Origin of the sequence: Streptomyces sp. NPDC004284, assembly GCF_042874035.1 — a bacterium.
Classification (GTDB): domain Bacteria; phylum Actinomycetota; class Actinomycetes; order Streptomycetales; family Streptomycetaceae; genus Streptomyces.
The window spans coordinates 149,913-174,013 of sequence record NZ_JBIAMJ010000004.1; the positions used below are offsets into that span (position 1 = coordinate 149,913).

Genomic DNA, 24,101 nt, shown 5'->3' on the forward strand with positions numbered 1-24,101 from the left:
GGCACCGGGCCCGGAAGGGGACCGTGGATCCAAAATCCTGGATTCGGATCCAAAATCCTGGGTTCGGATCCAACATCCTGGATCCAACATCCTGGATCCGGGATGTTGGATCCGAAGGTCAGCGACTCCGCGTCTGCAGGCTCGCCAGATACGCGTTGTACGCCTCCAGCTCCTTGTCGCCGTCCCGGTCGGCGGCCCGGTCCTTGCGGACGGCCTGCCGCTGCTCGGAGTGGTACCACTGGTAGACCAGCGCGATCAGCACGAGCACGGACGGGATCTCGCTGAACGCCCAGGCGATGCCGCCCGCCGCGTTCTGGTCGGCGAGGGCGTCGATCCCGAGGGAGGCGGGCGGGTTCTTGTACGACTCCACCAGCGGCTGGGTCGCCATCATCATCGCGATGCCGAAGAACGCGTGGAACGGCATGCCCGCGAACAGCTCCAGCATCCGCATCACGTACCCCGGCCGGTGCGGGCCAGGGTCCACGCCCATGATCGGCCAGAAGAAGACCAGGCCCACCATCAGGAAGTGCACCATCATGCCGATGTGACCGGCCTTCGAGCCCATCAGGAAGTCGAAGAGCGGGGAGAAGTACAGCGCGTACAGGCTCGCGATGAACATGGAGATGGTGAACACCGGGTGCGTGATCACCTTCATGTACCGGCTGTGCAGCAGCTTCAGGAGCAGCTCGCGCGGCCCCGTCGAGCCCCGGCCCGCCACCGGCAGCGCCCGCAGCGCGAGGGTCACCGGCGCGCCGAGCAGCAGCAGGATCGGCGACAGCATGGAGATCACCATGTGCTGCACCATGTGCACGCTGAACATGACCATGCCGTAGTCGTTGAGCTTGGTGCACATCACCAGGGCGATGGTCAGCACGCCGACGGTGAAGAACACCGTCCGGCTGATCGGCCACGCGTCACCGCGCCGCCGCAGCCGCACCACTCCCCAGCCGTACAGACCGAGTGCCGTCAGGCATCCGATCAGGAAGAAGAGGTCGGGGGAGAACTCCAGGCCCCGCCCCAGCGTGAACGGCGGCAGATCCATCGTCATGCCGTGCCCGCTGTGATCCATCCGTACACTCCTGGAGCCCGATTCGCGCTTGTTGTCCGCACCAGACTAGAACCGCCCCCGGCCGCGACTGCGACCGGGGGCGGTTGTGACGTACGGGAGTCGTCAGAGCACGCACTCCGCCTCGTCGTACCGGTCGGCCGGGACCGTCTTGAGGGTCTCCACGGCCTGGGCCAGCGGAACCATCGTGATCTCCGTGCCGCGCAGCGCCGTCAGCATGCCGAACTCGCCGCGGTGCGCCGCCTCCACGGCGTGCCAGCCGAAGCGGGTCGCGAGGACGCGGTCGTACGCGGTGGGGGTGCCGCCGCGCTGGACGTGGCCGAGGATGACCGGGCGGGCCTCCTTGCCGAGGCGCCGCTCCAGCTCGGCGGAGAGCTGGTTGGCGATGCCGGTGAAGCGCTCGTGGCCGTAGATGTCGGTGCCGGCGGTCTTGAAGTCCATCGAGCCCTCGCGCGGCTTCGCGCCCTCGGCGACGACCACGATCGCGAACCGCTTGCCGGCCTCGAAGCGCGCGCCGACCCGGGAGGTCAGCTCGTCCATGTCGAAGGGGCGCTCGGGGACGACCACGGCGTGCGCGCCGGCGGCCATGCCGGAGTGCAGTGCTATCCAGCCGGTGTGGCGGCCCATGACCTCGACGACCAGGACCCGCTGGTGCGACTCGGCGGTGGTCTTCAGCCGGTCGAGGGCCTCGGTGGCGACGGTGACGGCCGTGTCGAAGCCGAAGGTGACGTCGGTGGAGGCGATGTCGTTGTCGATCGTCTTCGGGACGCCGACGATCGGGAGCCCCGCCTCGGAGAGCAGGTTCGCCGCCTTCAGGGTGCCCTCGCCGCCGATCGGGATGATCGCGTCGAGGCCGAGGTCGGCGACGTGGCCCTTGGCCCGCTCGACGCCGTCCACGAGGTGCGCGGGCTGGACCCGCGAGGAGCCGAGGATGGTGCCGCCCCGGGCCAGGATGCCGCCCACCGCGTCGAGGTCGAGCTTGCGGTAGTCGCACTCCAGGAGGCCCTTCCACCCGTCGTGGAAGCCGATGACCTCGTCGCCGTGGTCGACGACGGCGCGGTGGACGACGGAACGGATGACAGCGTTCAGACCGGGGCAGTCTCCGCCGGAGGTGAGTACGCCAATGCGCATAGCCCAAAAACCTTTGCAACGTGGGCCGACTCCCGGACCACGTCGTCCGGCTGGATCCCCGCCACCCTATCGCCGCAGGGTGGCGGGGCCGAACCGGATGTCCGCACAGTGGACAACGTACGTTCGTACGAGGGACCAACGGCGGTGCCCGGGCTGACTCAGGCGGGCTGGCTCGCCGCCGCGATGCGCTCGGCGCGCAGCGCCTCGTACCAGCGGTCGTCGGTCGGCGGCAGCGCGTTCACGTCGAGGGCCAGCTTCAGGAGCAGGTCCGCGATCTGCGGGTTCCGCGCCATGACGGGGCCGTGCATGTACGTGCCGAAGACGGTGTCGTTGTACGCGCCCTCGGTGCCGTCGCCGGTCCCGTTGCCGTTGCCGTAGACGGTGCGGGCGAACGGCCGGGCCGTCGGGCCGAGGTGGGTGATGCCCTGGTGGTTCTCGAAACCGGTCAGCTGGGGGAGGCCCAGGCGCGGGTCGATGTCCGCGAGGACGTCGCCGACGCAGCGGGCGCCCTCGCCGCGGGTCGAGATCACGTCGATGAGTCCGAGGCCGGGCTCGCGCTCGCCGAGGTCGTTGATGAACTCGTGGCCCAGGATCTGGTACCCGGCGCAGACCGAGAAGATGATCGCGCCGTTGGAGGCGGCCCGGCTCAGGCCGCCGTCCCGCCGCAGCCGCTCGGCCGCGAGCCGCTGCGGACGGTCCTCGCCGCCGCCGATCAGGTAGATGTCGCCCGAGGTGGGGACGGGCTGGTCGCTGCGGACGTCGACGCGCTCGACGCTGAGGCCGCGCTGTTCGGCGCGGCGCTGGACGACGAGGGCGTTGCCCTGGTCGCCGTAGGTGCTGAGCAGGTCCGGGTAGACCCAGACCAGGCGCAGGCTGCTGTCACTCATGCTGCAAGTCCTCTACGGGTCAGTTGCCGACGCGGCGGCGGACGTCCTGGAAGGCGGTGTAGTTGGCGATCAGCTCGATCTGCCCGGGCGGGGCCATCGCGACGGCCTCGTCGAGGGTCTCGCAGACGCGGAAGTCCACGCCCGCGACCTCCAGGCGGACCGCGAGGTCCAGCTTCCGGTCGCCGATCACCATGATCGGGTGGCCGGCGAGCCGGCCGTAGTCCACGTCCCACAGCCAGGAGGTGTCGGTGCCGTCGGCGCCGCGCGCGTTGACCGAGAGGATCACCGGGGCGGGCGGGCCGTCGATGAGGGAAAACGTTTCGAGCCAGCCGGCCGGGTTCTTCGCGAGGAGCAGACGCAGGTCGCGGTTCTGGAAGGAGACCACGTCGTAGCGGCCGGCGACGGCCTGCACCTGGTACATGCGCTCCAGGGCCACCTGCGGCGGCACCCCGAAGACGGCGGCGACGGCGGCCGAGGTGGCGGCGTTCGCCTTGTTGGCGCGGCCGGGCAGCTGGAGCCGGATGGGCCAGGCCGAACCGTGCGGGTCGAGCACGTGGTCGCCGCTGAGCGCCCAGCTCGGCGCGGGACGGCGGAAGCCGCACTCGCCGCAGAACCAGTCGTCGCCCGGACGCTGCATCACACCGCCGCAGGCGGGGCACGACCAGGCGTCGTCCTTCCACTCCTGGCCGGCCGCGACCCACACCACGTTCGGCGAGGAGGAGGCGGCCCACACGATCAGCGGGTCGTCGGCGTTGGCGACGACGACGGCCTTCGTGCCGTTGAGGCCCTCGCGCCACTTCTCGGCGAGCATCCGGGTCTCGGCCGCGCGGTCCAGCTGGTCGCGCGAGAGGTTCAGCAGCGCGATCACCTTGGGCGTGGTGTCACGGGCGACGCCGGCGAGGTACTTCTCGTCGACCTCGATCACGCCGAACTTGGAGTCCGTGCCGCCGGCCAGCGCCGAGGTGATGCCGGCGGGCATGTTGGCGCCCAGGGCGTTGGAGACCACGGGCCCGGCGGCGCGCAGGGCCTCCGCGATGAGCCGGGTCGTCGTCGTCTTGCCGTTGGTCGCCGACACCAGGACGACGTCCAGATGCTGCGCGAGCCGTCCGAGCAGGTCGGGGTCGAGCTTCAGCGCCACCCGGCCGCCGATCACCGATCCGCTGCCGCGTCCCGCCGCACGCGACACCGCGGCCGCGGCCTTGCCCGCCGTCACGGCCAGCTTGGCACGCGGCGTCAGCGGCTCTGGATTACCGGGGTGTCCAGACATCGTTCTTGATCCTCCTTGCGTCGGTCGGGGCTCAGCCTATCGAGATCCGGCCAGCAGCCCGAACAGCGGCACCGTCGAGCGGCCGCACGAAACAGGGAGGTCACGGCGGACCGTACCCTTACGGCCATGCGAAACCGCCCCATCCCCGGCAGTTCCGGCCTCGTCCGAGCCATGACGCTCCTCGGCGACCCCGTACTGCACACGCCCTGTGAGTCCGTCACCGACTTCGGGCCCGAACTGGCCCGGCTCGTCGAGGACATGTTCGCCACGATGTACGCGGCGCACGGCGTGGGCCTGGCGGCGAACCAGGTCGGCGTGGGCCTGCGGGTCTTCGTGTACGACTGCCCCGACGACGAGGAGAACCGCCACCTGGGCCATGTGGTGAACCCGCGCCTGGTGGAGGCGGACGGCGACGAGATCCGGGGCCCCGAGGGCTGTCTCTCCCTGCCGGGCCTGGAGGCGCCGACGCCCCGCTTCGACCGCGCGGTGGTGGAGGGGGTCCGTCTGGACGGCACTCCGATACGGATCGAGGGCACGGGATTCTTCGCCCGCTGCCTCCAGCACGAGACGGACCACCTGGAGGGCGGGGTCTACGCGGACCACGTCACGGGGTGGCGCAAGTCACGTCTCCTGCGCACGATCCGCAAGCAGCCGTGGGGGAGCGGGGCGGACCGGATCGCCTAGCCCGATCTCCCGGAAGCCGGGCCGCCCCGGTGATCGTTCTAGAAGCCGGGCCCGCCCGGGAGGTCGTCGGCCTCCGCGAGGCGGCCCCACAGGAGGTCGGCCAGGGCCTTGACGAGGTCCGCGCGGGAGCAGGGGCGTTCGCCGAGCCACCAGTCGCCGGCCGCGTGCATCATGCCGACGATGCCGTGCCCCCAGATCCGGGCGCGGGCCTCGGCGGCCGGTCCCAGGTCGACGCGCTCGGCGATGACCTGGCCGAGCTCCTCGCCCATGCGCCGGAGCAGCGGGGCCGAGTGGCGGCCGACGTCGAAGCCCTGCTCGGTCTGGTGCGGCTCCTCCGCCGGGTGCATGAGGAAGCGGTAGACCTGGGGCATCGCCTCGATCGACGCCAGGTAGGTGTCGAGGGTGGCCTCGACGCGGCGGCGCCGGTCGGCGGGCGCGTCGAGCGAGGCCCGGAGCGAGGCGAGGAGCGCGTCCGTGTGCCGGGTGGCGAGGGCGCGGTAGAGGCCGCCCTTGTCGCCGAAGTGGCGGTAGAGGATCGGCTTGGTGATGCCCGCCTCGGCCGCGATCGCGTTCATGGAGGCCTTGGGGCCGTCCCGGAGCACCACCCGGTCCGCCGCCTCCAACAGCTCGCGGCGCCGCTGCTCGGCGGACGTCTGCTGGTCGGTGGCCCGGTGTGCGATGTCCATGTGCGTGTCTCCCCGCCCGTGCGATTCGTGAGGCTGTCGCAACGTAACACCCGGCCGGGATCCGGCGCCGGTCGGGCCGAAGGGCTCCCTTGCAGGTTGACAGCCTCTACCCACCGGTAACAGACTGCTGTTACCGCAAGTAACGTCATGCTGGGAGGGAACATGGGCGAGTTCACGCTCGAACTCAACGAGGACCAGAAGCAGGTCCGCGACTGGCTCCACGGCTTCGCCGCCGATGTGATGCGCCCCGCGGCCGCCGAGTGGGACGAGCGTGAGGAGACCCCCTGGCCGATCATCCAGGAAGCGGCCAAGCTCGGCATCTACTCCCTCGACTTCTACGCCCAGCAGTTCTTCGACCCGACCGGCCTCGGCATCCCGATGGCGATGGAGGAGCTCTTCTGGGGCGACGCCGGCATCGCCCTCTCCATCGTCGGCACCGGCCTCGCCGCCGTCGGCGTCCTCGCCAACGGCACCGAGGAGCAGATCGGCACCTGGGTCCCGCAGATGTACGGCGACGCGAACGACGTCAAGGTCGCCGCCTTCTGCTCCTCCGAGCCCGACGCCGGCTCGGACGTCGCCTCCATGCGCACCCGCGCCGTGTACGACGAGGCCAAGGACGAGTGGGTCCTCAACGGCACCAAGACCTGGGCGACCAACGGAGGCATCGCCAACGTCCACGTCGTCGTCGCCGTCGTCGACGCCGAGCTCGGCTCCAAGGGCCACGCCTCCTTCATCGTGCCGCCGAACACCCCCGGCCTCTCCCAGGGGCAGAAGTTCCAGAAGCACGGCATCCGCGCCTCCCACACCGCCGAGGTCGTCCTGGAGGACGTCCGCGTCCCCGGCCACTGCCTCCTCGGCGGCAAGGACAAGCTGGACGAGCGGCTCGCCCGCGCCCGGGAGAAGGCCAAGGCGGGCGGCGAGCGCGTGAAGAACGCCGCCATGGCCACCTTCGAGGCCTCCCGCCCGGCCGTCGGCGCCATGGCCGTCGGCACCGCCCGCGCCGCGTACGAGGTCGCCCTCGACTACGCGAAGACCCGCGTCCAGTTCGGCCGCCCGATCATCGAGAACCAGGGCGTCGCCTTCCAGCTCGCCGACATGGCCACCCAGATCGACGCCGCCCGCCTCCTCGTCTGGCGCGCCTCCTGGATGGCCACCGCCGGCAAGCCCTTCACCTCCGCCGAGGGCTCCATGTCCAAGCTGTACGCGAGCGAGGTCGCCAAGAAGGTCACCGCCCAGGCCATCCAGATCCTCGGCGGCAACGGCTACACCCGCGAGTACCCGGTGGAGCGCATGCACCGCGACGCCGCCATCTACACGATCTTCGAGGGCACCAGCGAGATCCAGCGCATGGTGATCAGCCGCGCGCTCGCGAAGTAGCCACGGCTCAGACCAGGCAGAACTCGTTGCCCTCCGGGTCCTGGAGGACCACCGCGTAGTAGTCCATGCCGTTCGGCTCGTCCATCGTGTACAGCACGGTCGCGCCGAGCGCCGTCAGCCGGGCCACCTCGCCGTCCACGCGCTCGCGCCGGACGGCGAGCGGGACCTCGCGGCCGCCGCCGACCTTGAGGTCGAGGTGGACGCGGTTCTTGACGGTCTTGGGGTCCGGGACGTGCTGGAACCAGACCCGGGGGCCCACCCCCTTCGGGTCGACGATGGACTCCGGGAGCTCCCCGGCGTCCTCGCCCAGCTCGTCCTCCGGCACGCCGATGGCCTCCCAGTACGCCCGCCAGGTGGCATGGCCGGCGGGCGGCGGATCGGGGACGTACCGCAGGGCGTCCATCCAGAAGGGCACCAGGCGCTGGGGGTCGGCGCAGTCGATGGTCAGTTGCAGCGTCAGTTCGGGTCGCTCGTCCATGGGGGCGAGCCTCGCAGACGCCACTGACAACGGGCCCGGAGCGTCAAGCGTTTCACGCCAAAAGGCCGGATCCGACAGGCTGTTCGGCCCCGGCTGCCTGTGCGTTACTTCCTGAGGGACAATCACCGGGCCAGTGACGATCAAGGGGGAACCGATCATGGCCACCACCACAGGTACCGAAGCACCACAGCTCGCGGGGAATCCGCTCCTCGGGTCCATGCTCGACCTCAAGAAGGACTCGCTGGGCACCTTCCTGCGTGCCCAGCGCGAGCACGGGGACGTCGTGAAGCTGACCGCCGGCCCGCCCGGGATCCGTGCCACCTTCTACGGCGTCTTCTCCGCCGAGGGAGCCCAGCAGGTCCTCGCCGGGGAATCCGCCAACTTCCGCAAGGACAACGCCTTCTACCAGGAGATCCGCGAGTCCTTCGGCAACGGCCTGCTGACCAGCCAGGACGAGGACTACCTCCGCCAGCGCCGGCTCGTCCAGCCCCTCTTCACCAAGCGCCGCGTCGACGGCTACGCGGGGGCCGTCGCCGCCGAGGTCACCACCCTCATCGGCGAATGGCAGGACGGCGGCGCCGAGACCGTCGACGTCCTCCACGAGATGACCCGCCTCGCCCTGCGCGCGGTCGCCCGCATCCTCTTCGGCACCGACGTGGACGCGGCCGTCGAGATCGTCGAGCGCTGCTTCCCCGAACTCGGCGCGTACGTGCTCCGCCGCGGCTACTCCCCGGTGAAGTTCCCGCGTGACTGGCCCACCCCCGGCAACCGCAAGGCCGCCGCCGTCCACCAGGCGCTCTACGAGGTCTGCGACCGGATCATCGCCGAGCGGCGCGACTCCGGCCGGGCCTCCGGCGAGGGCGACGACCTCCTCACCCTGCTCGTCGAGGCCGAGAGCGCCGAGGACGGCAGCTTCGACGCCACAGAGCTGCGCGAGCAGGTCCTCGTCTTCCTGCTCGCCGGGCACGAGACCACCGCCACGTCCCTCGGCTTCGCCCTCCACCTGCTTGCCAAGCACCCGGAGGTGCTGAAGCGGACCCACGAGGAGGTCGACCGGGTCCTCGGCGGCCGTACCCCCGGCGCCGCCGACCTCGACGCGCTGCCCTACATCACCCGCGTCCTCAAGGAGACCATGCGTCTCTTCCCCGCCGCCCCGGCCACCGGCCGCCGCGCCGTCGCGGAGACCGTGATCGACGGCGTCACCATCCCGGCGGGCGCGGACGTCATCGTCGCCTCCTGGGTCACCCACCGGCACCCCGCCTACTGGGAGGACCCGGAGCGCTTCGACCCGGACCGCTTCACGCCCGAGGCGGAGGCGGCCCGCCCCCGGTACGCCTGGTACCCCTTCGGCGGCGGCCCGCGCGCCTGCATCGGGCAGCACTTCTCGATGCTGGAGTCGGTGATCGCCCTGGCGATGATCCTCCAGAAGTACGGCCTGGAGGTCGTCGACACCGAGGTGCCGGTCGGCTCCGCGATCACCCTCACGCAGGAGGGCCCGGCACGCTGCCGCCTCGTGCCGAGGACGGCGTAGCCGCTCCGGAAGCGGAAGCGGGAGCGGCCCGGCGCGGGGCCGCTCCCGACGCTCCCCCTACGGCCTGCTCGCGACGACGACCGTCGCCCACCACTCCTCGGAGGTGACGACCCGAGGCGCCAGACCGGCCGCGGCCATCACCGCGAGCGCCGTCTCCGCCTGCCGCTCGCTCGTCTCCACCAGCAGGTGCCCGCCCGGCGCCAGCCACTCCGGAGCCTCGGCGGCGACCCGCCGCATCACGTCGAGCCCGTCCGTCCCGCCGTCGAGCGTGACGTGCGGCTCGTGGTCACGGGCCTCGGGCGGCAGCAGCCCGATCTCCTCGGTCGGCACGTACGGCACGTTCGCGACCAGCACCTCGACGCGGCCCCGCAGTCCCTCCGGCAGCGGGGCGAAGAGATCTCCCTCGTACACCCGGCCGCCGCGCGGCTCGACGTTCCGCCGGGCGCAGCGCACCGCCGCCGGCTCGATGTCCGAGGCGTGCACCTCCACGCCCTCGACCCGGTCGAGCAGCACCGCGCCCGCCGCGCCGGAGCCGCAGCACAGGTCGACGCAGACGGCGCCGGGCCGGGCCAGCTCCACCGCCTGCCCGACGAGGAACTCCGTACGCCGCCGGGGCACGAAGACCCCGCCGTCCACCTCGATCCGCAGCCCGGCGAACCCGGCCCAGCCCACGACGTGCTCCAGCGGCAGGCCGGAGGCCCGCCGCTGGACCATCAGGTCGAGCTCGGCGGGCCCGGTGGCGGTCGCGAGGAGCATCTCCGCCTCCTCCTCGGCGAAGACGCACCCGGCGGCCCGCAGCCGCTCGACGACCCCCAGGTCAGACAAGCTGGGCCTCGATCGCGGAGACGACCTCGGGGGCCTCGGGCTCGACGCGCGGACGGAAGCGGGTGACCGCCCCGTCACGGCCGATCAGGAACTTCTCGAAGTTCCACTGCACGTCACCGGCCTCGCCCTCGGCATCGGCGACCTTCACCAGCTCCGAGTAGAGCGGGTGGCGTCCGTCCCCGTTCACGTCCGTCTTCTCCAGGAGCGGGAACGACACCCCGTACGTCGCCGAACAGAAGGTCGCGATCTCCTCGGCGCTGCCCGGCTCCTGCCCGGCGAACTGGTTGCAGGGCACCCCGAGCACGGTGAAGCCGCGCTCCCCGTACTCCTTCTGCAGCCGCTCCAGACCGGCGTACTGCGGGGTGAGCCCGCACTTGGAGGCGACGTTCACGACCAGCACCGCCTGGTCGCGGTAGTCGGCAAGGGAGACCGGCTCGCCGGCCAGCGTCTTCAGGGGGATGTCGTACAGGCTCATGGACTGCTCCTCGTCGGAATAGGGTTTGATCTCAGCATGGGAGACGAACCACTGGCAATCGCGATCGATTCCACGCCGGAGAAGGGACCGCGCCGGGTGTACTGCCGGCTCTGCGGCCGCCCCCTCACCGGCGCGGACTCCCGCCGCACGGGCCTGGGCCCCACCTGCGACGCCAAGCTGCACCCGCCGGCCCCGGACATCCGCACCCGCCGCCACGAGGTGGAGCAGGACACGCTGCCGGGGATGGACCCGTCAGCCGGCTGAGGCGATCAGCTCGGAGTGGGCCACCCAGCGCCCCTCCTCCCCGAGCGCCAGCAGCGCGACCTTCCGGGCGAGCAGCGGATCGGGGTGCCCGGCGAGCCGGGGCACGGCGTGCTCGACGAGCCAGGTCTGGAGTTCGGGCAGGAGCACGCCGTCCAGGTCCACGTACCAGGGCATGACGCAGGTGTCGTCCTGGAGCAGGTCGTCGATCCTGTCCGCCACCCAGTCGCCGAGGTGCCGGTCCTCCGTGCCGCCCCGGGGAGCGGCGGCCCAGACGTCGTGCACGGGGGCGAGCGACTGGTGGATCTCCACGCACAGGTCCCACACCGCCCCCACCCCGTACACGGGCGCCGGATCGGCGAGCGTCTCCCGCCACCACACGTCGAGGAAGTTCGCGATCGCGTCAGCCTGCTCGGCCGGCCACTCCTGCCACCTCACCCGGCCGAGACCGGTCGGGCCGTACCCCAGGCCGGAGAACCGGCCGGCCGCCAGGAAGGCGAAGAACTCCGGCAGCAACCGCCGGACCACGGCCGGATGGCCGTCGAAGTGGTCGGGCACCTCGTGGAAGAACCGCCGCACCAGATCGTCGCCCAGTGGTGCCCCGGGTACGGCGAGCAACGCCAGTTCCTCGGCGCCGTAGCAGTAGGTGCAGCCCCCGGCGGGCGCGGTCTTCCCGCCGAAGACGGCGTCGACGCGGCGCAGGGCGGAGGCAAGGGCGGGAGAGGTCACGGCGTGGTCCTGACGGGACTCCGCCGGCGCGGCGCGCCGGGCGAAGAGAGGGACGTTACCAGCCGTCAAAAACGGTGGGCCAGCGGTTTCCCGGCCCGCGAGGGTGGGCCGCGATGAGATCGAAACCCGAGCGACCGGAGTCCTGAACCATGTCGACCCTGCGCGTCACCGCCGAAGTCCTGACCGTCCACCCGCATCCGAACGCCGACGCCCTGGAGCTCGCCCAGGTCGGGCTCTACCGGGCCGTCGTGGCCAAGGGGGCCTATACGACGGGCGATGTCGCCGTCTACATCCCCGAGCAGGCCGTGCTGCCCCTCGCGCTCGTCGACGAGCTGGGGCTGACCGGGCGGCTCGCCGGAGGGAACGCGGACCGGGTGAAGGCGGTGCGGCTGCGCGGGGAGCTGTCGCAGGGGATCGTGTGCCGGCCCCGTGCGCTCGCGGACGCCGACCTCGTGACGGCCGCGGCCGAGGGGACCGACTTCGCGGAGGTGCTCGGGATCACCAAGTGGGTCCCGCCGATACCGCCGACGATGAACGGGGACGTGGAGGCGGCTCCCGACCTGCTGCCGTGGGTCGACATCGAGAACCTCAAGCGCTATCCGGACCTGTTCGAGGCCGGCGAGCCCGTCGTCCTGACGGAGAAGCTGCACGGCACCGCCTGCCTGCTGACCTTCCACGCCGAGGACGGCCGCGTACAGGTCTCCTCCAAGGGCTTCGGGGCCAAGGGGCTCGCCCTCCAGGAGGACCCGCGCAACCTGTACTGGCGCGCCGTCCACGGCCACGGTCTCGCCGCCGTCGCCGAGCGGCTCGCGAAACGCCTCGGGGCGCGGAGGGTCGGGCTCTTCGGCGAGGTGTACGGCTCCGGGGTGCAGGACCTCGCCTACGGCGCCGACGCCCGCTCCGAGACCGTCGGCTACGCGCTCTTCGACGTGTCCGCCGAGATCGACGGACAGGTGCGGTGGCTCGACCCGGAAGCGGTCCTGGAGAGCGGCGAGGTCCCCCTCGTACCGCGGCTGTACTCCGGCCCGTACGACCTCGACACCGTCCTCGCCCACGCGAGCGGCCGGGAGACCGTCTCCGGCCGGGAGACGCACCTGCGGGAGGGCGTCGTCATCCGGCCCGCGACCGAGCGGTACAGCCCGGTCACCGGCGGCCGGGCCATCGCCAAGGCGGTCAGCCCGGCCTACCTGACCCGCAAGGGCGGCACCGAGTTCGAGTGACCTGAGCCGGGGTCAGAGCTTCCGGAACAGGCCCTCCTGGACCACCGACACCAGCAGCCGGCCCTCGCGGTCGTAGATGCGGCCGCGGGCGAGGCCCCGGCCGCCCGTCGCGATGGGGGACTCCTGGTCGTAGAGGAACCACTCGTCCGCCCGGAACGGCCGGTGGAACCACATCGCGTGGTCCAGGGAGGCCATGTCGAAGCCCCGCGGCCCCCAGAGGGGTTCGACGGGGATCCTCACCGCGTCCAGGAGCGTCATGTCCGAGGCGTACGTCAGGGCGCAGGTGTGGACGAGCGGGTCGTCGCCCAGGGGGCCCACCGCCCGCATCCACACCGCGGAGTGCGGGTCCGCGCCCTTGACCTCCTCCGCCGTCCAGCGCAGCCGGTCCACATAGCGGATGTCGAAGGGTTGCCGACGAGCCATTCTCTCCAGCGCCTCCGGCAGCGTGCCGAGGTGTTCGCGGATCTCGTCCGCCAGGTTCGGCAGGGTCTCCGGGTCGGTGAGATGCCTCGGCGGCAGCTGGTGCTCGAAGGCGCCCTCCTCCGGCTTGTGGAAGGAGGCGGTGAGGTTGAAGATCGTCCGCCCCTCCTGGATCGCCGTGACGCGTCGGGTCGTGAACGAGCGGCCGTCGCGGACCCGCTCCACCTGGTACACGATCGGCACCCCGGGACGGCCCGGCCGCAGGAAGTAGGCGTGCAGCGAGTGGACCGGCCGGTCGCCCTCCGTGGTGCGGCCGGCCGCCACCAGGGCCTGGCCGGCGACCTGCCCGCCGAAGACCCGTTGCAGCGACTCCTGCGGGCTGCGCCCGCGGAAGATGTTCACCTCGATCCGCTCCAGGTCGAGCAGATCCACGAGCCTCTCGGCGGGGTTCGTCATCCGGTTCTCCTCCTACAGCTGTCCGACGGACGTCACGCGGACCACCGCCCGGCCCTCCTCGTCGGAGGCCGCGAGATCCACCTCCGCGCTGATGCCCCAGTCATGGTCGCCGTTCGGGTCGGCGAAGGTCTGCCGGACGCGCCACAGGCCGTGCGCCGCGTCCTCCTCGATCGCGAGCAGCTTCGGGCCGCGCGCGTCCGGACCCGTACCGAGGTCGTCGTACTCGTCCCAGTACGCGTCCATCGCCTCGCCCCACGCGTCCGCGTCCCAGCCGGCCTCGGCGTCCAGCTCGCCGAGCGCGTCGACGTTGTCGAGGGCGGCCAGCTCGACCCGGCGGAACATGGCGTTGCGCACCAGGACCCGGAAGGCGCGGGCGTTCGCCGTGACCGGCTTGACCTGGTCGGCCTTCTCCTGGGCCTCCTCGGCCGTCTGGACCTCCGGGTTGGCCAGCTGCTCCCATTCGTCGAGCAGCGAGGAGTCCACCTGGCGCACCATCTCGCCCAGCCAGGCGATCAGGTCCTCCAGGTCCTCGGTCTTCAGATCGTCCGGGATGGTGTGGTCGAGCGCCTTGTACGCGCTCGCCAGGTACCGCAGGACGATGCCCTCGGTGCGCGCCAGCTCGTACCAGGAGGTGAACTCCGTGAAGGTCAGCGCCCGTTCGTACATGTCACGGATGACCGACTTCGGCGACACCGGGTGGTCGCCGACCCACGGGTGCGACTTCCGGTAGACGTTGTACGCGTGCCAGAGCAGCTCCTCCAGCGGCTTCGGGTACGAGATGTCCTGGAGCCGCTCCATCCGCTCCTCGTACTCGACGCCGTCCGCCTTCATCTGCCCGACGGCCTCCCCGCGCGCCTTGTTCTGCATGGCGGCGAGGATCTGGCGCGGGTCGTCGAGCGTCGACTCGACGACCGAGACCATGTCGAGCGCGTACGAGGGGGACTCCGGGTCCAGCAGGTCGAAGGCGGCGAGCGCGAACGTCGACAGCGGCTGGTTGAGCGCGAAGTCCTGCTGGAGGTCGACCGTCAGCCGGATCGTGCGGCCCTCGGCGTCCGGCTCGTCCAGCTGCTCCACCACACCGCCGTCGAGCAGCGAGCGGTAGATCGCGATGGCCCGGCGGATGTGCCGCAGCTGCGCCTTGCGCGGCTCGTGGTTGTCCTCCAGGAGCTTGCGCATCGCCTCGAAGGCGTTGCCCGGGCGGGCGATCACCGAGAGCAGCATGATGTTGGTGACCTTGAAGCGGGAGGTCAGCGGCTCCGGCTCGGCCTCGATCAGCTTCTCGAAGGTCGAGTCGCTCCAGGCGACGAAGCCCTCGGGGGCCTTCTTGCGGACCACCTTGCGGCGCTTCTTCGGGTCGTCGCCGGCCTTCGCGAGCGCCTTCTCGTTCTCGATGACGTGCTCGGGGGCCTGCGCGACCACGAAACCGGCCGTGTCGAAGCCGGCCCGGCCGGCCCGGCCCGCGATCTGGTGGAACTCACGGGCGCGCAGGGTCCGCACCCGGTTGCCGTCGTACTTGGTGAGGGCCGTGAAGAGCACCGTGCGGATCGGCACGTTCACGCCGACGCCGAGGGTGTCCGTCCCGCAGATCACCTTCAGCAGACCCGCCTGCGCGAGCTTCTCCACGAGCCGCCGGTACTTCGGCAGCATGCCCGCGTGGTGCACGCCGATGCCGTGGCGGACGTACCGCGAGAGGTTCTGGCCGAACTTGGTGGTGAAGCGGAAGTTGCCGATGAGCTCGGCGATCTGGTCCTTCTCCTCGCGCGTGCACATGTTGATGCTCATCAGCGACTGCGCGCGCTCGACGGCCTGCGCCTGCGTGAAGTGCACGATGTAGACGGGCGCCTGCTTGGTCTCCAGGAGCTCCGTCAGGGTGTCCGTGATCGGGGTCAGCCGGTACTCGTACGACAGGGGCACCGGCCGGGTCGCCGAGCGGACCACCGAGGTCGGCCGCCCGGTCCGCCGGGTCAGGTCCTTCTCGAACATCGACACGTCGCCGAGCGTCGCCGACATCAGGACGAACTGGGCCTGGGGGAGTTCCAGGAGCGGGATCTGCCAGGCCCAGCCGCGGTCCTGCTCGGCGTAGAAGTGGAACTCGTCCATGACGACCTGGCCGATGTCGGCGTACTTGCCGTCCCGCAGCGCGATCGAGGCGAGCACCTCCGCCGTGCAGCAGATCACCGGGGCGTCCGCGTTCACGGAGGCGTCGCCGGTCAGCATGCCGACGTTCTCGGTGCCGAAGAGCTTGCACAGGTCGAAGAACTTCTCCGACACCAGAGCCTTGATCGGCGCGGTGTAGAAGGTCACCTGGTCATTGGCGAGCGCCGTGAAGTGCGCACCCGCCGCGACCAGCGACTTTCCCGATCCGGTGGGCGTGGACAAGATCACGTTGGCCCCGGAGACGACCTCGATCAGCGCCTCTTCCTGGGCCGGGTAGAGCGTGATGCCCCGGTCCTCGGCCCAGGAGGAGAAGGCCTCGAAGAGGGCGTCGGGGTCGGCGGTCGGCGGCAGCTGATCGATAAGGGTCACGCCCCCCATCTTGCCCGCATTCCGCTCGGATGAGGGAACCGGCCGTCATCAGGCTTGATCACGGACGGTAGGCTCGTCCGTCGACCGGTCGTCAACTGAGCGCCGGCAGGGGAGAAACGGGGCGGGCTGACCATGATGGGACCGGCGCATTCGCTGTCCGGAGCGGCGGCCTGGCTCGGGGTCGGAGCGGCCGCGGCGGCCTTCGACCACCCGATGCCCTGGCCGGTTCTCGTCGTCGGCGCGCTCGTCTGCGCGGGCGCCGCCCTCGCGCCCGACCTCGACCACAAGTCGGCGACGATCTCCCGCGCCTTCGGGCCGGTCTCCCGGGGCCTCTGCGAGATCGTCGACAAGCTGTCGTACGCCGTCTACAAGGCGACCCGCTCCTCCTCCGACCCCCGCAGGTCCGGCGGGCACCGGACCCTCACCCACACCTGGCTCTGGGCGGTCCTGATCGGCGCCGGGGCCTCCGTCGCGGCGGTCACCGGCGGCCGCTGGGCCGTCCTCGCGATCCTCTTCGTGCACCTGGTCCTCGCCGTGGAAGGCCTGCTGTGGCGGGCCGCCCGGATGTCCAGCGACGTCCTCGTCTGGCTGCTCGGCGCCGCCGGCGCCTGGATCCTCGCGGGCGTCCTCGACCAGCCCGGCAACGGCTCGGACTGGTTCTTCACCGGCCCCGGCCAGGAGTACCTGTGGCTGGGCCTGCCCATCGTCCTCGGCGCCCTCGTGCACGACATCGGCGACGCCCTGACCGTCTCCGGCTGCCCGGTCCTGTGGCCCATCCCCGTCGGCCGCAAGCGCTGGTACCCGCTCGGCCCGCCCAAGGGCATGCGCTTCCGCGCCGGCAGCTGGGTCGAGCTCAAGGTCCTGATGCCCGCCTTCATGGTCCTGGGCGGCATAGGGGGAGCCTCGGCGCTCGGCGTCTTCTGAGCCCGGCGTCCTCGGATGGCGGAGACGGTGAGGGACGGGGCGACGACCGCCGTCGGCGGTGTCATGGTCACGGTGGGAATCGATCTCGCCGGCTACACGAACACGACCGGCGCGTGCCGCGTGACCTGGGCCGACGCACCCCGCGTCGAGCTCCTTCCCGCGAGGGACGACGAGGACCTGCTCGCCGCGATGCGCTCCGCCGACAGGACCGGACTCGACGCGCCGCTGGGCTGGCCCATCGCCTTCGCGGCCCTGCTCGGCGCGCACCGGGCGGGGGCCGCGCTGCCCGTCAGGGCCCGCTACCCGATGTCCGAGGACGGCCGGCCCGGCGTGGGGAGCCGGTTCACCCATCGCCTCACCGACGACGTGGCCTGGAAGCGCACCGGGGCGCGCGGACAGCGGCCCCTGTCGGTGTCGACGGACAAGCTGGGCGCCGTGGCGTTGCGGGCCGCCGACCTCATGGAGCGGCTCGCGGACGGGGGCCCGGCCCTGCCCCGGGACGGCTCCGGCCCGGTCCTGGAGGTCTACCCCGCCTACGCGCTGCTCCAGTGGGGGCTCGCGCAGGCCGGGACGTACAAGGGGAAGAAGGGCGGGCCCGCGCGGGCCGTGATCGTCCCGGCCCTCGAAGAAGGCCTCGGCCTCGACCTGCCCGCACCCGTCCGCGAGCGCTGCCTGCGCAGCGACCACGACCTCGACGCCTTGGTGTCCGCCGTCGTGGCGCGGGCCGCGGCGCTGGGGTTCACGCATCCTCCGGAGACCGACGAGGAGCGGGCCGCGGCCGCCGTCGAGGGGTGGATGCACCTGCCCCGCCGCGGCGCGGCCCTGGCCGAGCTCCGCGGCACGTCGTCGCCCGCCGACCGGCCCTGACCGTCGGGCCGGACCGACGGGGCCATCGCTTTTTCCCCATCGGGGAACAGATCGCGCCATGTCCGCTCATCGTCCTCTGGACCGCGCCGCGCGACCGCGCTTCACTTCCGGGCCATGAGATCACTCAAGATCACGAGCGTGATCGGCGGTCTGGTGCTCGCCGCCGGAGCGCTGTTCGCCGCGCACCCGGCCGCCGCCGACGGCCCGACCGGCCCGACGCCGCCCGCGGAGTTCACCACCGACTGGCACGACCCGGTCACCGCCGCCCCGCCCGTCGAGACCCCCGGGACCCGCAGCTGCGAGGTCACCCTCGCCGCTGCCCGGTTCCGCGACTTCACCCCGTACCGGGGGAGTTACGCCCCGCCGAAGGAGTGCGGCACCGGAAAGCGCTGGAACAAGGTCGTCCTGCGCCTCGACGGACAGGTCAAGGGCCGTCAGTACGACCGTCTGGGCTACCTCACCCTCGGCGGCGTCGAGCTCCTCCGCACCTCCACCCCCGAGCCCTCTCCCGACGGCATCAGCTGGTCCGTCGAGAAGGACGTCACCCGCTACCGCGACGCCCTCAGCCGCCCGGGGCCCGTCGAGATGCTCATCGGCAACGTCGTCAACGACACGTACACCGGTGTCATCGACGTCCGCGTCACCCTCACCTTCCACACCGCCGAGGGCCGCGTGAAGCCCGCCGCCGGCACCCCCGACCGGGTCGTCCCGCTCACCGGTGCCACCCTCACCACCCCGCGCAACACCGAACGCGTCCTCGCCGAGGTGTACGCCACCGGATCCGGCGGCGGCTGCGAGGAGTTCTGGTACCTCACCGTCCCCGACGCCGCCCCCTACTCCTGCAAGGCCTCCGACGGGCCCTACCGGGAGGTGCGGATCTCCGTCGACGGCAAGGTCGCGGGCATCGCCGCCCCCTTCCCGCACGTGTGGACCGGCGGCTGGTCCAACCCCTTCCTCTGGTACGTGACCCCCGCGCCGCGCGCCTTCGACGTGCAGCCGATCGTCTACGACCTCACGCCGTTCGCGGCCCTGTTCAACGACGGCGCGGCCCACCGCGTCGAGGTCTCCGTCGCCGGCGTCCCCGCCGGGCAGTCGGGCTGGAGCGTCCCCACCAACGTGCTCCTCTGGCAGGACGAGGGAAGCGAGGTCGTCACCGGCGCCCTGGACCGGCACGAGCTCGGCACCCCGCGCAACTCCGCCGTGTACACGGCCGGTTCGCCCGACGTCCTGGAGACCGCGGGCGGTGACACGCTCACCGTCGCCGGGCACCTGAACACCTCGCACGGCCGGGTCGACACGACCGTCACCCGCACCGTCGACCACCGCTCCACGCACCGCTGGGGCGCCGACGAGAACCCGGACGCGCTCACCGCCCGCTGGACCGACGACGAGACCGTGACCGTCGGCCGGACCGCGACCCGCACCCGGCGCGCGTACACCATGGACGGCGAGATCGGCGTCGACGACGCGAACCGCCTGCGGACCGTCCTCACCGTCGGCGACCGCGCCGCCGTCGACGTCGTCCGGAACGGCAAACGGCTGTCCTGGTCCCGCCTGGACGACACGTACACCGGCGACGCCTCCTTCACCCTCGGCGTCCCGCGCGACCAGCGGCACGCGGTCGGCACCAGCACCGAGCGCTACCGGCTGTACGGCTCCGCCGGCTGCTACGACCGGAGCCTGACGAGCGTCCAGGGCACGGTCACCGAGGACCTGCGGCGCTGCTGAGACGCACGGCCGCCCGGCCCCTCGCGACGAGGGTCCGGGCGGCACGGCTCCGTCAGGCCGGCTTCGCCGAGTCCACGCCCGAGCGGGCCTTCTGCCACGCGCCGCGCGTGAAGTCGGGGATCTCCTGCGGCGCCCCGTTCGCCTTGATGGAGGCGTGGCTCAGCGGTACCGGAGCCGTCCAGGTGGCGGCGTCGTACACGTCGAAGTCCGGCGGAAGGCCCAGCTGGAGGCACTGCATCAGGCGGTAGACCATGATGTAGTCCATGCCGCCGTGGCCGCCCGGCGGATTGGCGTGCTCCTTCCACAGCCAGTGGTCGAACTCGGCCGCGTAGGCGGCGAAGTCGCCCCACGCGTCGTCCTTGTGGTCCGGCTCCAGATAGATCCGGGCCGGGTAGTCCTCGAAGACCCCCCGCGTGCCGCCCAGGCTGTTGATCCTGCTGTACGGATGCGGGGTGGAGACGTCGTGCTCCAGGCGGATCAGCCGGCCCCTGGCCGTCTTGACCATGCTGATCGTCCGGTCGCTCTCGACGTACGTCTCCTTCCAGCTCGGGTCGCCGGCCGGCATGTGCGCCGCGCGGTACTCGGCGAGCCCGAGGGCCGGAGTGCCGAAGCTGCTGATGCTCAGCGCCCGGTCGCCCCGGTTGACGTCCATGTAGGTGGCGACCGGACCGAAGCCGTGGTTCGGGTAGAGGTCCCCGCGCAGCTTCGTGTGCCACGTCCGGCGCCAGGGCCCCTCGTAGTACGTCGGCGAGAACAGCAGTTCGCGCAGGTCGTGGTTGTACGCCCCCGCCCCGTGCAGCAGCTCCCCGAACTTCCCGGCGTGCGCCATCCGCAGGACCCGCATCTCGTTCCGCCCGTAGCAGCAGTTCTCCAGCTGCATGCAGTGGCGGCGGGTCTGCTCCGACAGGTCGACGAGCTCCCACAGCTCGGTGAGCTCCATCGCGACCGGACACTCCACGCCGACGTGCTTGCCGCCCAGCATCGCCGCCCGGGCGATCGGGAAGTGGGCTTCCCAGGGGGTCGCCACGTACACGAAGTCGAGGTCGGTGCGGGTGCAGAGGTTCTCGTAGTCGTCCGCGCCGTGGGTGTACAGGGCGGGGGCCGGCTGCCCGGCGGCGACGACGGCCGCGGAGGCCCGCTCGGCCTTCTCGCGCACCGGATCGCAGACGGCGACCACCCGGACCCAGGGGAGGGCGAGGAAGTTGCCGATCATGCCCGCGCCGCGGTTGCCGTACCCGACGATGCCGACCCGGACGGTGGAACGGCCCTCGAACGGGACCCCTGCCATGGTGGCGCCCCGGCGCTGCGGCACGGCCGCGGCTCCCGGCGTGGTCTCCGGCACGGCTGCGAGGGCGGATCCGGTGGCGGCCCGGGCGGTCTGCGCGCCGCCCGCGGCGGCGATACCGAGCCCGGCCGCCCCCGCGGTGGTCCTGAGGACCGTGCGGCGGCTCGGGGGGCGCGGTGTCTGGTCGTCCATGGAACCTCCCTGCTGACGGGTGGTTGGACTGTACAAGTCCACCGCTCGGGGGGAGCCGCACCGACCGTCCATGATCACTCGAACATACGAAGGGCCCCTCACCGCCCGGAGTGAGAGGCCCTCCGTCCGAAGACCCGGACGGTCAGGGGCGGGTGGCGCGCTCCAGGGCGAGCAGCACCGACCGGTAGCTCCGGCCCGTCGCCCGGTCCATGCCGATCTCGCACATCCGGTTCGCCGAGAGGTGCGCGTCGAACGGCCGGGCCGTCACCTCGGCCGCCTCGCGGGCCGTCGCCGAGGCCGTCAGCTCCGGGTGCAGCATGCCCCGGTCGCCGGCGAAGGCGCAGCAGCCCGCGTCGGCGGGGACGACGACCTCCTCCGCGCAGGCCTCGGCGAGTGCGGTGAGCTTCTCCTCGTCGCCCAGGTGCCGCATCGAGCAGGTCGGATGGACCACGGCCGAGGCGACGCGGCGCCGCACGTCGAGCCGGGGGAGCAGCTCGTCCGCCGCCCACACCAGCGAGTCCACCACGGTCAGTTCGGCGTGCAGCTCCCGGTTGTCCTCCGTCAGGTACGGCACCACCTCGTGCGCGAGCCCGAGGGTGCACGAGGAGGCGTCCACCACCAGCGGCAGCCGCCCGCCGGCCGTCCAGCCCCAGGCGGCCTCGACGATCCGGTTCGCCATCACCTCGTCGCCCCGCTCGTACCCCTTGGAGTGCCAGATCGTCGCGCAGCACGTCCCCGCCACGTCGTCCGGGATCCACACCGGCCGCCCGGCCCGCGCGGACACCGCGACGACGGCCTCCGGCAGCGAGGGCCCGCGCTCGCCCTCCGGGTTGCCGAAGATGCGGTTCACACAGGCCGGGTAGTACACGGCGACCGCCGCCGGACGGTGGGTGCGGGGCAGCCGCCGCGCCGCCGCGCCCGGGATCTCCGGCAGCCACTCCGGTACGAGGTCGGGGCGGACGGCCCTGCGGGCGAGGCCCGTCACCGATTCCAGGACCCGGTCGCCGATCCGGTCCGCCGCCGCGACCGCGAGCCGCGCGGAGGCCTCCACGGCACGGAAGTTCCTCGCGGCGAGGGCGGCGATCCGCTCCTCGCGCGGGGAGTGCCGCTCGTGCCGGAACTCCTTCATCAGCGCCCCCGTGTCGATCCCGACCGGGCAGGCCAGCTTGCAGGTGGAGTCGCCGGCGCAGGTGTCGACGGCGTCGTAGCCGTACGACTCCAGGAGCCGGGTCTCGACGGGGGAGCCGTCGGACTGGCGCATCATCTCCCGGCGCAGCACGATCCGCTGGCGCGGAGTGGTCGTCAGGTCGTGGCTGGGGCAGGTCGGTTCGCAGAAGCCGCACTCGATGCAGGGGTCGGCGATCCGCTCCACGGCCGGGATCGTCTTCAGGCCGCGCAGATGGGCCTGCGGATCGCGGTCCAGGACGATCCGCGGGGCGAGCACGCCGGCCGGGTCGACGGCCTCCTTGACCCGCCACATCAGATCGGTCGCCTTCGCCCCCCACTCCAGCTCCAGGAAGGGCGCGATGTTGCGGCCGGTGGCGTGCTCCGCCTTCAGCGAGCCGTCGAAGCGCTCCACGGTCAGCTTGCAGAACTCGTCCATGAAGGCCGCGTACCGCTCGACGTCGGAGGGGTCGGCCGCGTCGAAGGCGAGCAGGAAGTGGAGGTTGCCGTGGGCCGCGTGCCCGGCCACGGCCGCGTCGAAGCCGTGCCGGGCCTGGAGGTCCAGCAGCGCCTCGCAGGCCTCCGCGAGCCGCTCCGGCGGCACCGCGAAGTCCTCGGTGATCAGGGTCGTACCGGAGGGGCGGGAGCCGCCGACGGCCGTCACGAAGGCCTTGCGGGCCTTCCAGTAGCCGGAGATCCGCTTCGGGTCCCGGGTGAAGGCGTTCTCCGCGGAGGCCACCGGGGCGACCGGTTCGAGACCGGCGAGCACACGCTCCGCCGCCCGCTCGTACGCCTCCAGGGCCGCCGTGTCCGGGGCCCGGAACTCGACCAGGAGCGCCGCCGTCTCCTTCGGCAGCTCCGCCCAGTCGGCCGGCACGCCCGCCACGCTCACCGAGGCCCGCAGCGTGTTGCCGTCCATCAGCTCGACGGCGAGCGCCCCGGCCTCGTTGAACAGGGGCACGGCCGCGGCGGCGGCCGGCAGCGAGGGGAAGAAGAGCAGGGCCGTGGAGACCGCGCGGTCCAGCGGCAGGGTGTCGAAGACGACCTCGGAGATGAAGCCGAAGGTGCCCTCGGAGCCGACCATCAGACCGCGCAGGATCCGCACCGGCGTGTCGCCGTCGAGGAAGGCGTCGAGCCGGTAGCCGTTGGTGTTCTTGATGGTGTGCTTGGCGCGGATCCGGGCGGTCAGCTCGGCGTCCGCCTCGATCTCCGCCTTCAGCGCGAGCAGCTCCGCGCACAGCCTCGGCTCGGCGCGCGCGAGCTCCTCGTCGGCGTCCGGGGCGGCCGTGTCGACCACGGTCCCGCTCGGCAGCACGACGGTGAGGGAGGCGACGGTCCGGTACGAGTTCCGGGTGGTGCCGGCCGTCATCCCCGAGGCGTTGTTGGCGACGACCCCGCCGATCGTGCAGGCGACCGCGCTGGCCGGATCGGGCCCCAGGACCCGCCCGTACGGGGCGAGCGCGGCATTGGCCCGCACCACGGTGGTGCCGGGCCGGACCCTGGCCCGGGCCCCGCCGTCCAGGACCTCGACGCCCGCCCAGTGGCGGCGCACGTCGACGAGGACGTCCTCGCCCTGCGCCTGTCCGTTGAGGCTGGTCCCGGCGGCCCGGAAGACCACCTCGCGGCCCTTGCCGTGGGCGTACGACAGGACGGTGGAGATGTCGTCGATGTCCTCGGCGACCACGACGACCTGCGGGACGAAGCGGTACGGGCTGGCGTCCGAGGCGTAGCGCACCAGGTCGGAGATCTTCGACAGGACCTTCCCCGGGCCGAGGAGCTCGGTGAGCTCCTCGCGCAGCCGCCGTGGCGTGCCCCGGGACTGGAGCTCCGGCACGCGGTCCGGGGCGGGGGTCCGCTTCGTGCCGGGGCGGAGGGCCTGCGGGTTCGGCTCAAGCAGCGGCATGTCACGGCTCCCCTTCGGC

The 24,101-nt window shown here is 72.1% G+C and carries 21 protein-coding genes; 8 read left to right on the plus strand and 13 right to left on the minus strand.

What is annotated here, in order from left to right; all coding sequences use genetic code 11:
* Nucleotides 1–118 precede the first annotated feature (118 nt).
* The 4 genes from ACFYUS_RS13030 to ACFYUS_RS13045 all read right to left on the minus strand — a co-directional run bounded on the left by ACFYUS_RS13030 (nt 119) and on the right by ACFYUS_RS13045 (nt 4,351).
* Nucleotides 119–1,069, minus strand: coding sequence for a cytochrome c oxidase assembly protein (locus ACFYUS_RS13030; protein WP_388849611.1), 951 nt, complete (start codon nt 1,067–1,069; stop codon nt 119–121).
* A 102-nt stretch (nt 1,070–1,171) separates the two neighbouring features.
* Nucleotides 1,172–2,197, minus strand: a complete 1,026-nt coding sequence (locus ACFYUS_RS13035; protein ID WP_388849614.1) for a 6-phosphofructokinase — start codon at nt 2,195–2,197, stop codon at nt 1,172–1,174.
* A gap of 158 nt (nt 2,198–2,355) precedes the next feature.
* The gene (locus tag ACFYUS_RS13040) at nt 2,356–3,084 is read right to left on the minus strand and encodes a type 1 glutamine amidotransferase (protein WP_388849617.1); all 729 of its coding nucleotides are present in this window, start codon (nt 3,082–3,084) and stop codon (nt 2,356–2,358) included.
* 19 nt (nt 3,085–3,103) lie between these two features.
* Entirely contained in the window at nt 3,104–4,351 is a 1,248-nt protein-coding gene (locus ACFYUS_RS13045; RefSeq protein WP_388849619.1) for a MurT ligase domain-containing protein, read from the minus strand.
* A 126-nt stretch (nt 4,352–4,477) separates the two neighbouring features.
* Between ACFYUS_RS13045 and def the strand changes: the two genes are divergently transcribed.
* Nucleotides 4,478–5,035, plus strand: a complete 558-nt coding sequence (gene def / locus ACFYUS_RS13050) for a peptide deformylase (protein WP_388849621.1) — start codon at nt 4,478–4,480, stop codon at nt 5,033–5,035.
* Nucleotides 5,036–5,073: 38 nt separating this feature from the next.
* Here def and ACFYUS_RS13055 read toward each other — a convergent pair whose 3' ends face one another.
* Nucleotides 5,074–5,721 (minus strand): TetR family transcriptional regulator, encoded by a 648-nt coding sequence (locus ACFYUS_RS13055; protein WP_388849623.1) that lies wholly within the window; start codon nt 5,719–5,721, stop codon nt 5,074–5,076.
* Between the two features lie 162 nt (nt 5,722–5,883).
* On the opposite strand from ACFYUS_RS13055, the gene ACFYUS_RS13060 reads away from it, so the two are divergent.
* Nucleotides 5,884–7,098, plus strand: a complete 1,215-nt coding sequence (locus ACFYUS_RS13060; protein ID WP_388849625.1) for an acyl-CoA dehydrogenase family protein — start codon at nt 5,884–5,886, stop codon at nt 7,096–7,098.
* A gap of 7 nt (nt 7,099–7,105) precedes the next feature.
* Here the strand turns inward: ACFYUS_RS13060 and ACFYUS_RS13065 are convergent, their stop codons facing one another.
* Nucleotides 7,106–7,576: a VOC family protein gene (locus ACFYUS_RS13065; protein WP_388849627.1), complete on the minus strand. Its 471-nt coding sequence runs from the start codon at nt 7,574–7,576 to the stop codon at nt 7,106–7,108.
* A 157-nt stretch (nt 7,577–7,733) separates the two neighbouring features.
* Here ACFYUS_RS13065 and ACFYUS_RS13070 point away from each other — a divergent pair, with 157 nt between their 5' ends.
* Nucleotides 7,734–9,107, plus strand: coding sequence for a cytochrome P450 (locus ACFYUS_RS13070; protein WP_388849629.1), 1,374 nt, complete (start codon nt 7,734–7,736; stop codon nt 9,105–9,107).
* 57 nt (nt 9,108–9,164) lie between these two features.
* On the opposite strand, the gene ACFYUS_RS13075 is transcribed toward ACFYUS_RS13070, so the two are convergent.
* Together ACFYUS_RS13075 and ACFYUS_RS13080 are read right to left on the minus strand one after the other, a co-directional pair.
* Entirely contained in the window at nt 9,165–9,932 is a 768-nt protein-coding gene (locus ACFYUS_RS13075) for a putative protein N(5)-glutamine methyltransferase (RefSeq protein ID WP_388849632.1), read from the minus strand.
* A complete protein-coding gene (locus tag ACFYUS_RS13080) occupies nt 9,925–10,407 on the minus strand; it encodes a glutathione peroxidase (protein ID WP_388849635.1) in 483 nt (160 codons plus the stop codon). Before ACFYUS_RS13080 ends, ACFYUS_RS13075 begins: the two co-directional genes overlap by 8 nt.
* 36 nt (nt 10,408–10,443) lie before the next feature.
* Between ACFYUS_RS13080 and ACFYUS_RS13085 the strand changes: the two genes are divergently transcribed.
* A complete protein-coding gene (locus ACFYUS_RS13085; RefSeq protein WP_388849638.1) occupies nt 10,444–10,671 on the plus strand; it encodes a DUF6011 domain-containing protein in 228 nt (75 codons plus the stop codon).
* Here the strand turns inward: ACFYUS_RS13085 and ACFYUS_RS13090 are convergent.
* Complete coding sequence (locus tag ACFYUS_RS13090) at nt 10,660–11,397, minus strand: hypothetical protein (RefSeq protein ID WP_388849641.1); 738 nt, start codon at nt 11,395–11,397, stop codon at nt 10,660–10,662. The genes ACFYUS_RS13085 and ACFYUS_RS13090 overlap by 12 nt on opposite strands.
* 149 nt (nt 11,398–11,546) lie before the next feature.
* Here ACFYUS_RS13090 and ACFYUS_RS13095 point away from each other — a divergent pair, with 149 nt between their 5' ends.
* Complete coding sequence (locus tag ACFYUS_RS13095; protein ID WP_388849645.1) at nt 11,547–12,617, plus strand: RNA ligase (ATP); 1,071 nt, start codon at nt 11,547–11,549, stop codon at nt 12,615–12,617.
* A 12-nt stretch (nt 12,618–12,629) separates the two neighbouring features.
* Here ACFYUS_RS13095 and ACFYUS_RS13100 read toward each other — a convergent pair whose 3' ends face one another.
* Both ACFYUS_RS13100 and ACFYUS_RS13105 read right to left on the minus strand, forming a co-directional pair.
* Nucleotides 12,630–13,493 carry an acyl-CoA thioesterase gene (locus tag ACFYUS_RS13100; protein ID WP_388849648.1) on the minus strand — a complete coding sequence of 288 codons (864 nt, stop codon included), beginning with the start codon at nt 13,491–13,493 and terminating at the stop codon, nt 12,630–12,632.
* Nucleotides 13,494–13,505: 12 nt separating this feature from the next.
* A complete protein-coding gene (locus tag ACFYUS_RS13105; RefSeq protein ID WP_388849651.1) occupies nt 13,506–16,019 on the minus strand; it encodes a DEAD/DEAH box helicase in 2,514 nt (837 codons plus the stop codon).
* Nucleotides 16,020–16,151: 132 nt separating this feature from the next.
* Between ACFYUS_RS13105 and ACFYUS_RS13110 the strand changes: the two genes are divergently transcribed.
* The 3 genes from ACFYUS_RS13110 to ACFYUS_RS13120 all read left to right on the plus strand — a co-directional run bounded on the left by ACFYUS_RS13110 (nt 16,152) and on the right by ACFYUS_RS13120 (nt 19,538).
* Nucleotides 16,152–16,943 carry a metal-dependent hydrolase gene (locus ACFYUS_RS13110; protein WP_388849654.1) on the plus strand — a complete coding sequence of 264 codons (792 nt, stop codon included), beginning with the start codon at nt 16,152–16,154 and terminating at the stop codon, nt 16,941–16,943.
* Nucleotides 16,944–16,958: 15 nt separating this feature from the next.
* The gene (locus ACFYUS_RS13115) at nt 16,959–17,810 is read left to right on the plus strand and encodes a DUF429 domain-containing protein (RefSeq protein ID WP_388849657.1); all 852 of its coding nucleotides are present in this window, start codon (nt 16,959–16,961) and stop codon (nt 17,808–17,810) included.
* A 114-nt stretch (nt 17,811–17,924) separates the two neighbouring features.
* Nucleotides 17,925–19,538: a peptide-N4-asparagine amidase gene (locus ACFYUS_RS13120; RefSeq protein ID WP_388849659.1), complete on the plus strand. Its 1,614-nt coding sequence runs from the start codon at nt 17,925–17,927 to the stop codon at nt 19,536–19,538.
* 52 nt (nt 19,539–19,590) lie between these two features.
* On the opposite strand, the gene ACFYUS_RS13125 is transcribed toward ACFYUS_RS13120, so the two are convergent.
* Complete coding sequence (locus tag ACFYUS_RS13125; protein WP_388849662.1) at nt 19,591–21,015, minus strand: Gfo/Idh/MocA family protein; 1,425 nt, start codon at nt 21,013–21,015, stop codon at nt 19,591–19,593.
* 142 nt (nt 21,016–21,157) lie between these two features.
* Nucleotides 21,158–24,082: an FAD-binding and (Fe-S)-binding domain-containing protein gene (locus ACFYUS_RS13130; RefSeq protein ID WP_388849665.1), complete on the minus strand. Its 2,925-nt coding sequence runs from the start codon at nt 24,080–24,082 to the stop codon at nt 21,158–21,160.
* Nucleotides 24,083–24,101: the final 19 nt, after the last annotated feature.

What these genes read in the sequence shown, in the direction of transcription:
- ACFYUS_RS13060 (WP_388849625.1), top strand. Translation starts at nt 5,884, where the DNA reads ATGGGCGAGTTCACGCTCGAACTCAACGAGGACCAGAAGCAGGTCCGC.
- ACFYUS_RS13035 (WP_388849614.1), bottom strand. Translation starts at nt 2,197, where the DNA reads ATGCGCATTGGCGTACTCACCTCCGGCGGAGACTGCCCCGGTCTGAAC.
- ACFYUS_RS13070 (WP_388849629.1), top strand. Translation starts at nt 7,734, where the DNA reads ATGGCCACCACCACAGGTACCGAAGCACCACAGCTCGCGGGGAATCCG.
- ACFYUS_RS13100 (WP_388849648.1), bottom strand. Translation starts at nt 13,493, where the DNA reads ATGACGAACCCCGCCGAGAGGCTCGTGGATCTGCTCGACCTGGAGCGG.
- ACFYUS_RS13110 (WP_388849654.1), top strand. Translation starts at nt 16,152, where the DNA reads ATGATGGGACCGGCGCATTCGCTGTCCGGAGCGGCGGCCTGGCTCGGG.
- ACFYUS_RS13080 (WP_388849635.1), bottom strand. Translation starts at nt 10,407, where the DNA reads ATGAGCCTGTACGACATCCCCCTGAAGACGCTGGCCGGCGAGCCGGTC.
- ACFYUS_RS13055 (WP_388849623.1), bottom strand. Translation starts at nt 5,721, where the DNA reads ATGGACATCGCACACCGGGCCACCGACCAGCAGACGTCCGCCGAGCAG.
- ACFYUS_RS13120 (WP_388849659.1), top strand. Translation starts at nt 17,925, where the DNA reads ATGAGATCACTCAAGATCACGAGCGTGATCGGCGGTCTGGTGCTCGCC.
- ACFYUS_RS13065 (WP_388849627.1), bottom strand. Translation starts at nt 7,576, where the DNA reads ATGGACGAGCGACCCGAACTGACGCTGCAACTGACCATCGACTGCGCC.
- ACFYUS_RS13045 (WP_388849619.1), bottom strand. Translation starts at nt 4,351, where the DNA reads ATGTCTGGACACCCCGGTAATCCAGAGCCGCTGACGCCGCGTGCCAAG.
- ACFYUS_RS13030 (WP_388849611.1), bottom strand. Translation starts at nt 1,069, where the DNA reads ATGGATCACAGCGGGCACGGCATGACGATGGATCTGCCGCCGTTCACG.
- ACFYUS_RS13040 (WP_388849617.1), bottom strand. Translation starts at nt 3,084, where the DNA reads ATGAGTGACAGCAGCCTGCGCCTGGTCTGGGTCTACCCGGACCTGCTC.
- ACFYUS_RS13130 (WP_388849665.1), bottom strand. Translation starts at nt 24,082, where the DNA reads ATGCCGCTGCTTGAGCCGAACCCGCAGGCCCTCCGCCCCGGCACGAAG.
- ACFYUS_RS13115 (WP_388849657.1), top strand. Translation starts at nt 16,959, where the DNA reads ATGGCGGAGACGGTGAGGGACGGGGCGACGACCGCCGTCGGCGGTGTC.
- ACFYUS_RS13125 (WP_388849662.1), bottom strand. Translation starts at nt 21,015, where the DNA reads ATGGACGACCAGACACCGCGCCCCCCGAGCCGCCGCACGGTCCTCAGG.
- ACFYUS_RS13085 (WP_388849638.1), top strand. Translation starts at nt 10,444, where the DNA reads ATGGGAGACGAACCACTGGCAATCGCGATCGATTCCACGCCGGAGAAG.
- def (WP_388849621.1), top strand. Translation starts at nt 4,478, where the DNA reads ATGCGAAACCGCCCCATCCCCGGCAGTTCCGGCCTCGTCCGAGCCATG.
- ACFYUS_RS13095 (WP_388849645.1), top strand. Translation starts at nt 11,547, where the DNA reads ATGTCGACCCTGCGCGTCACCGCCGAAGTCCTGACCGTCCACCCGCAT.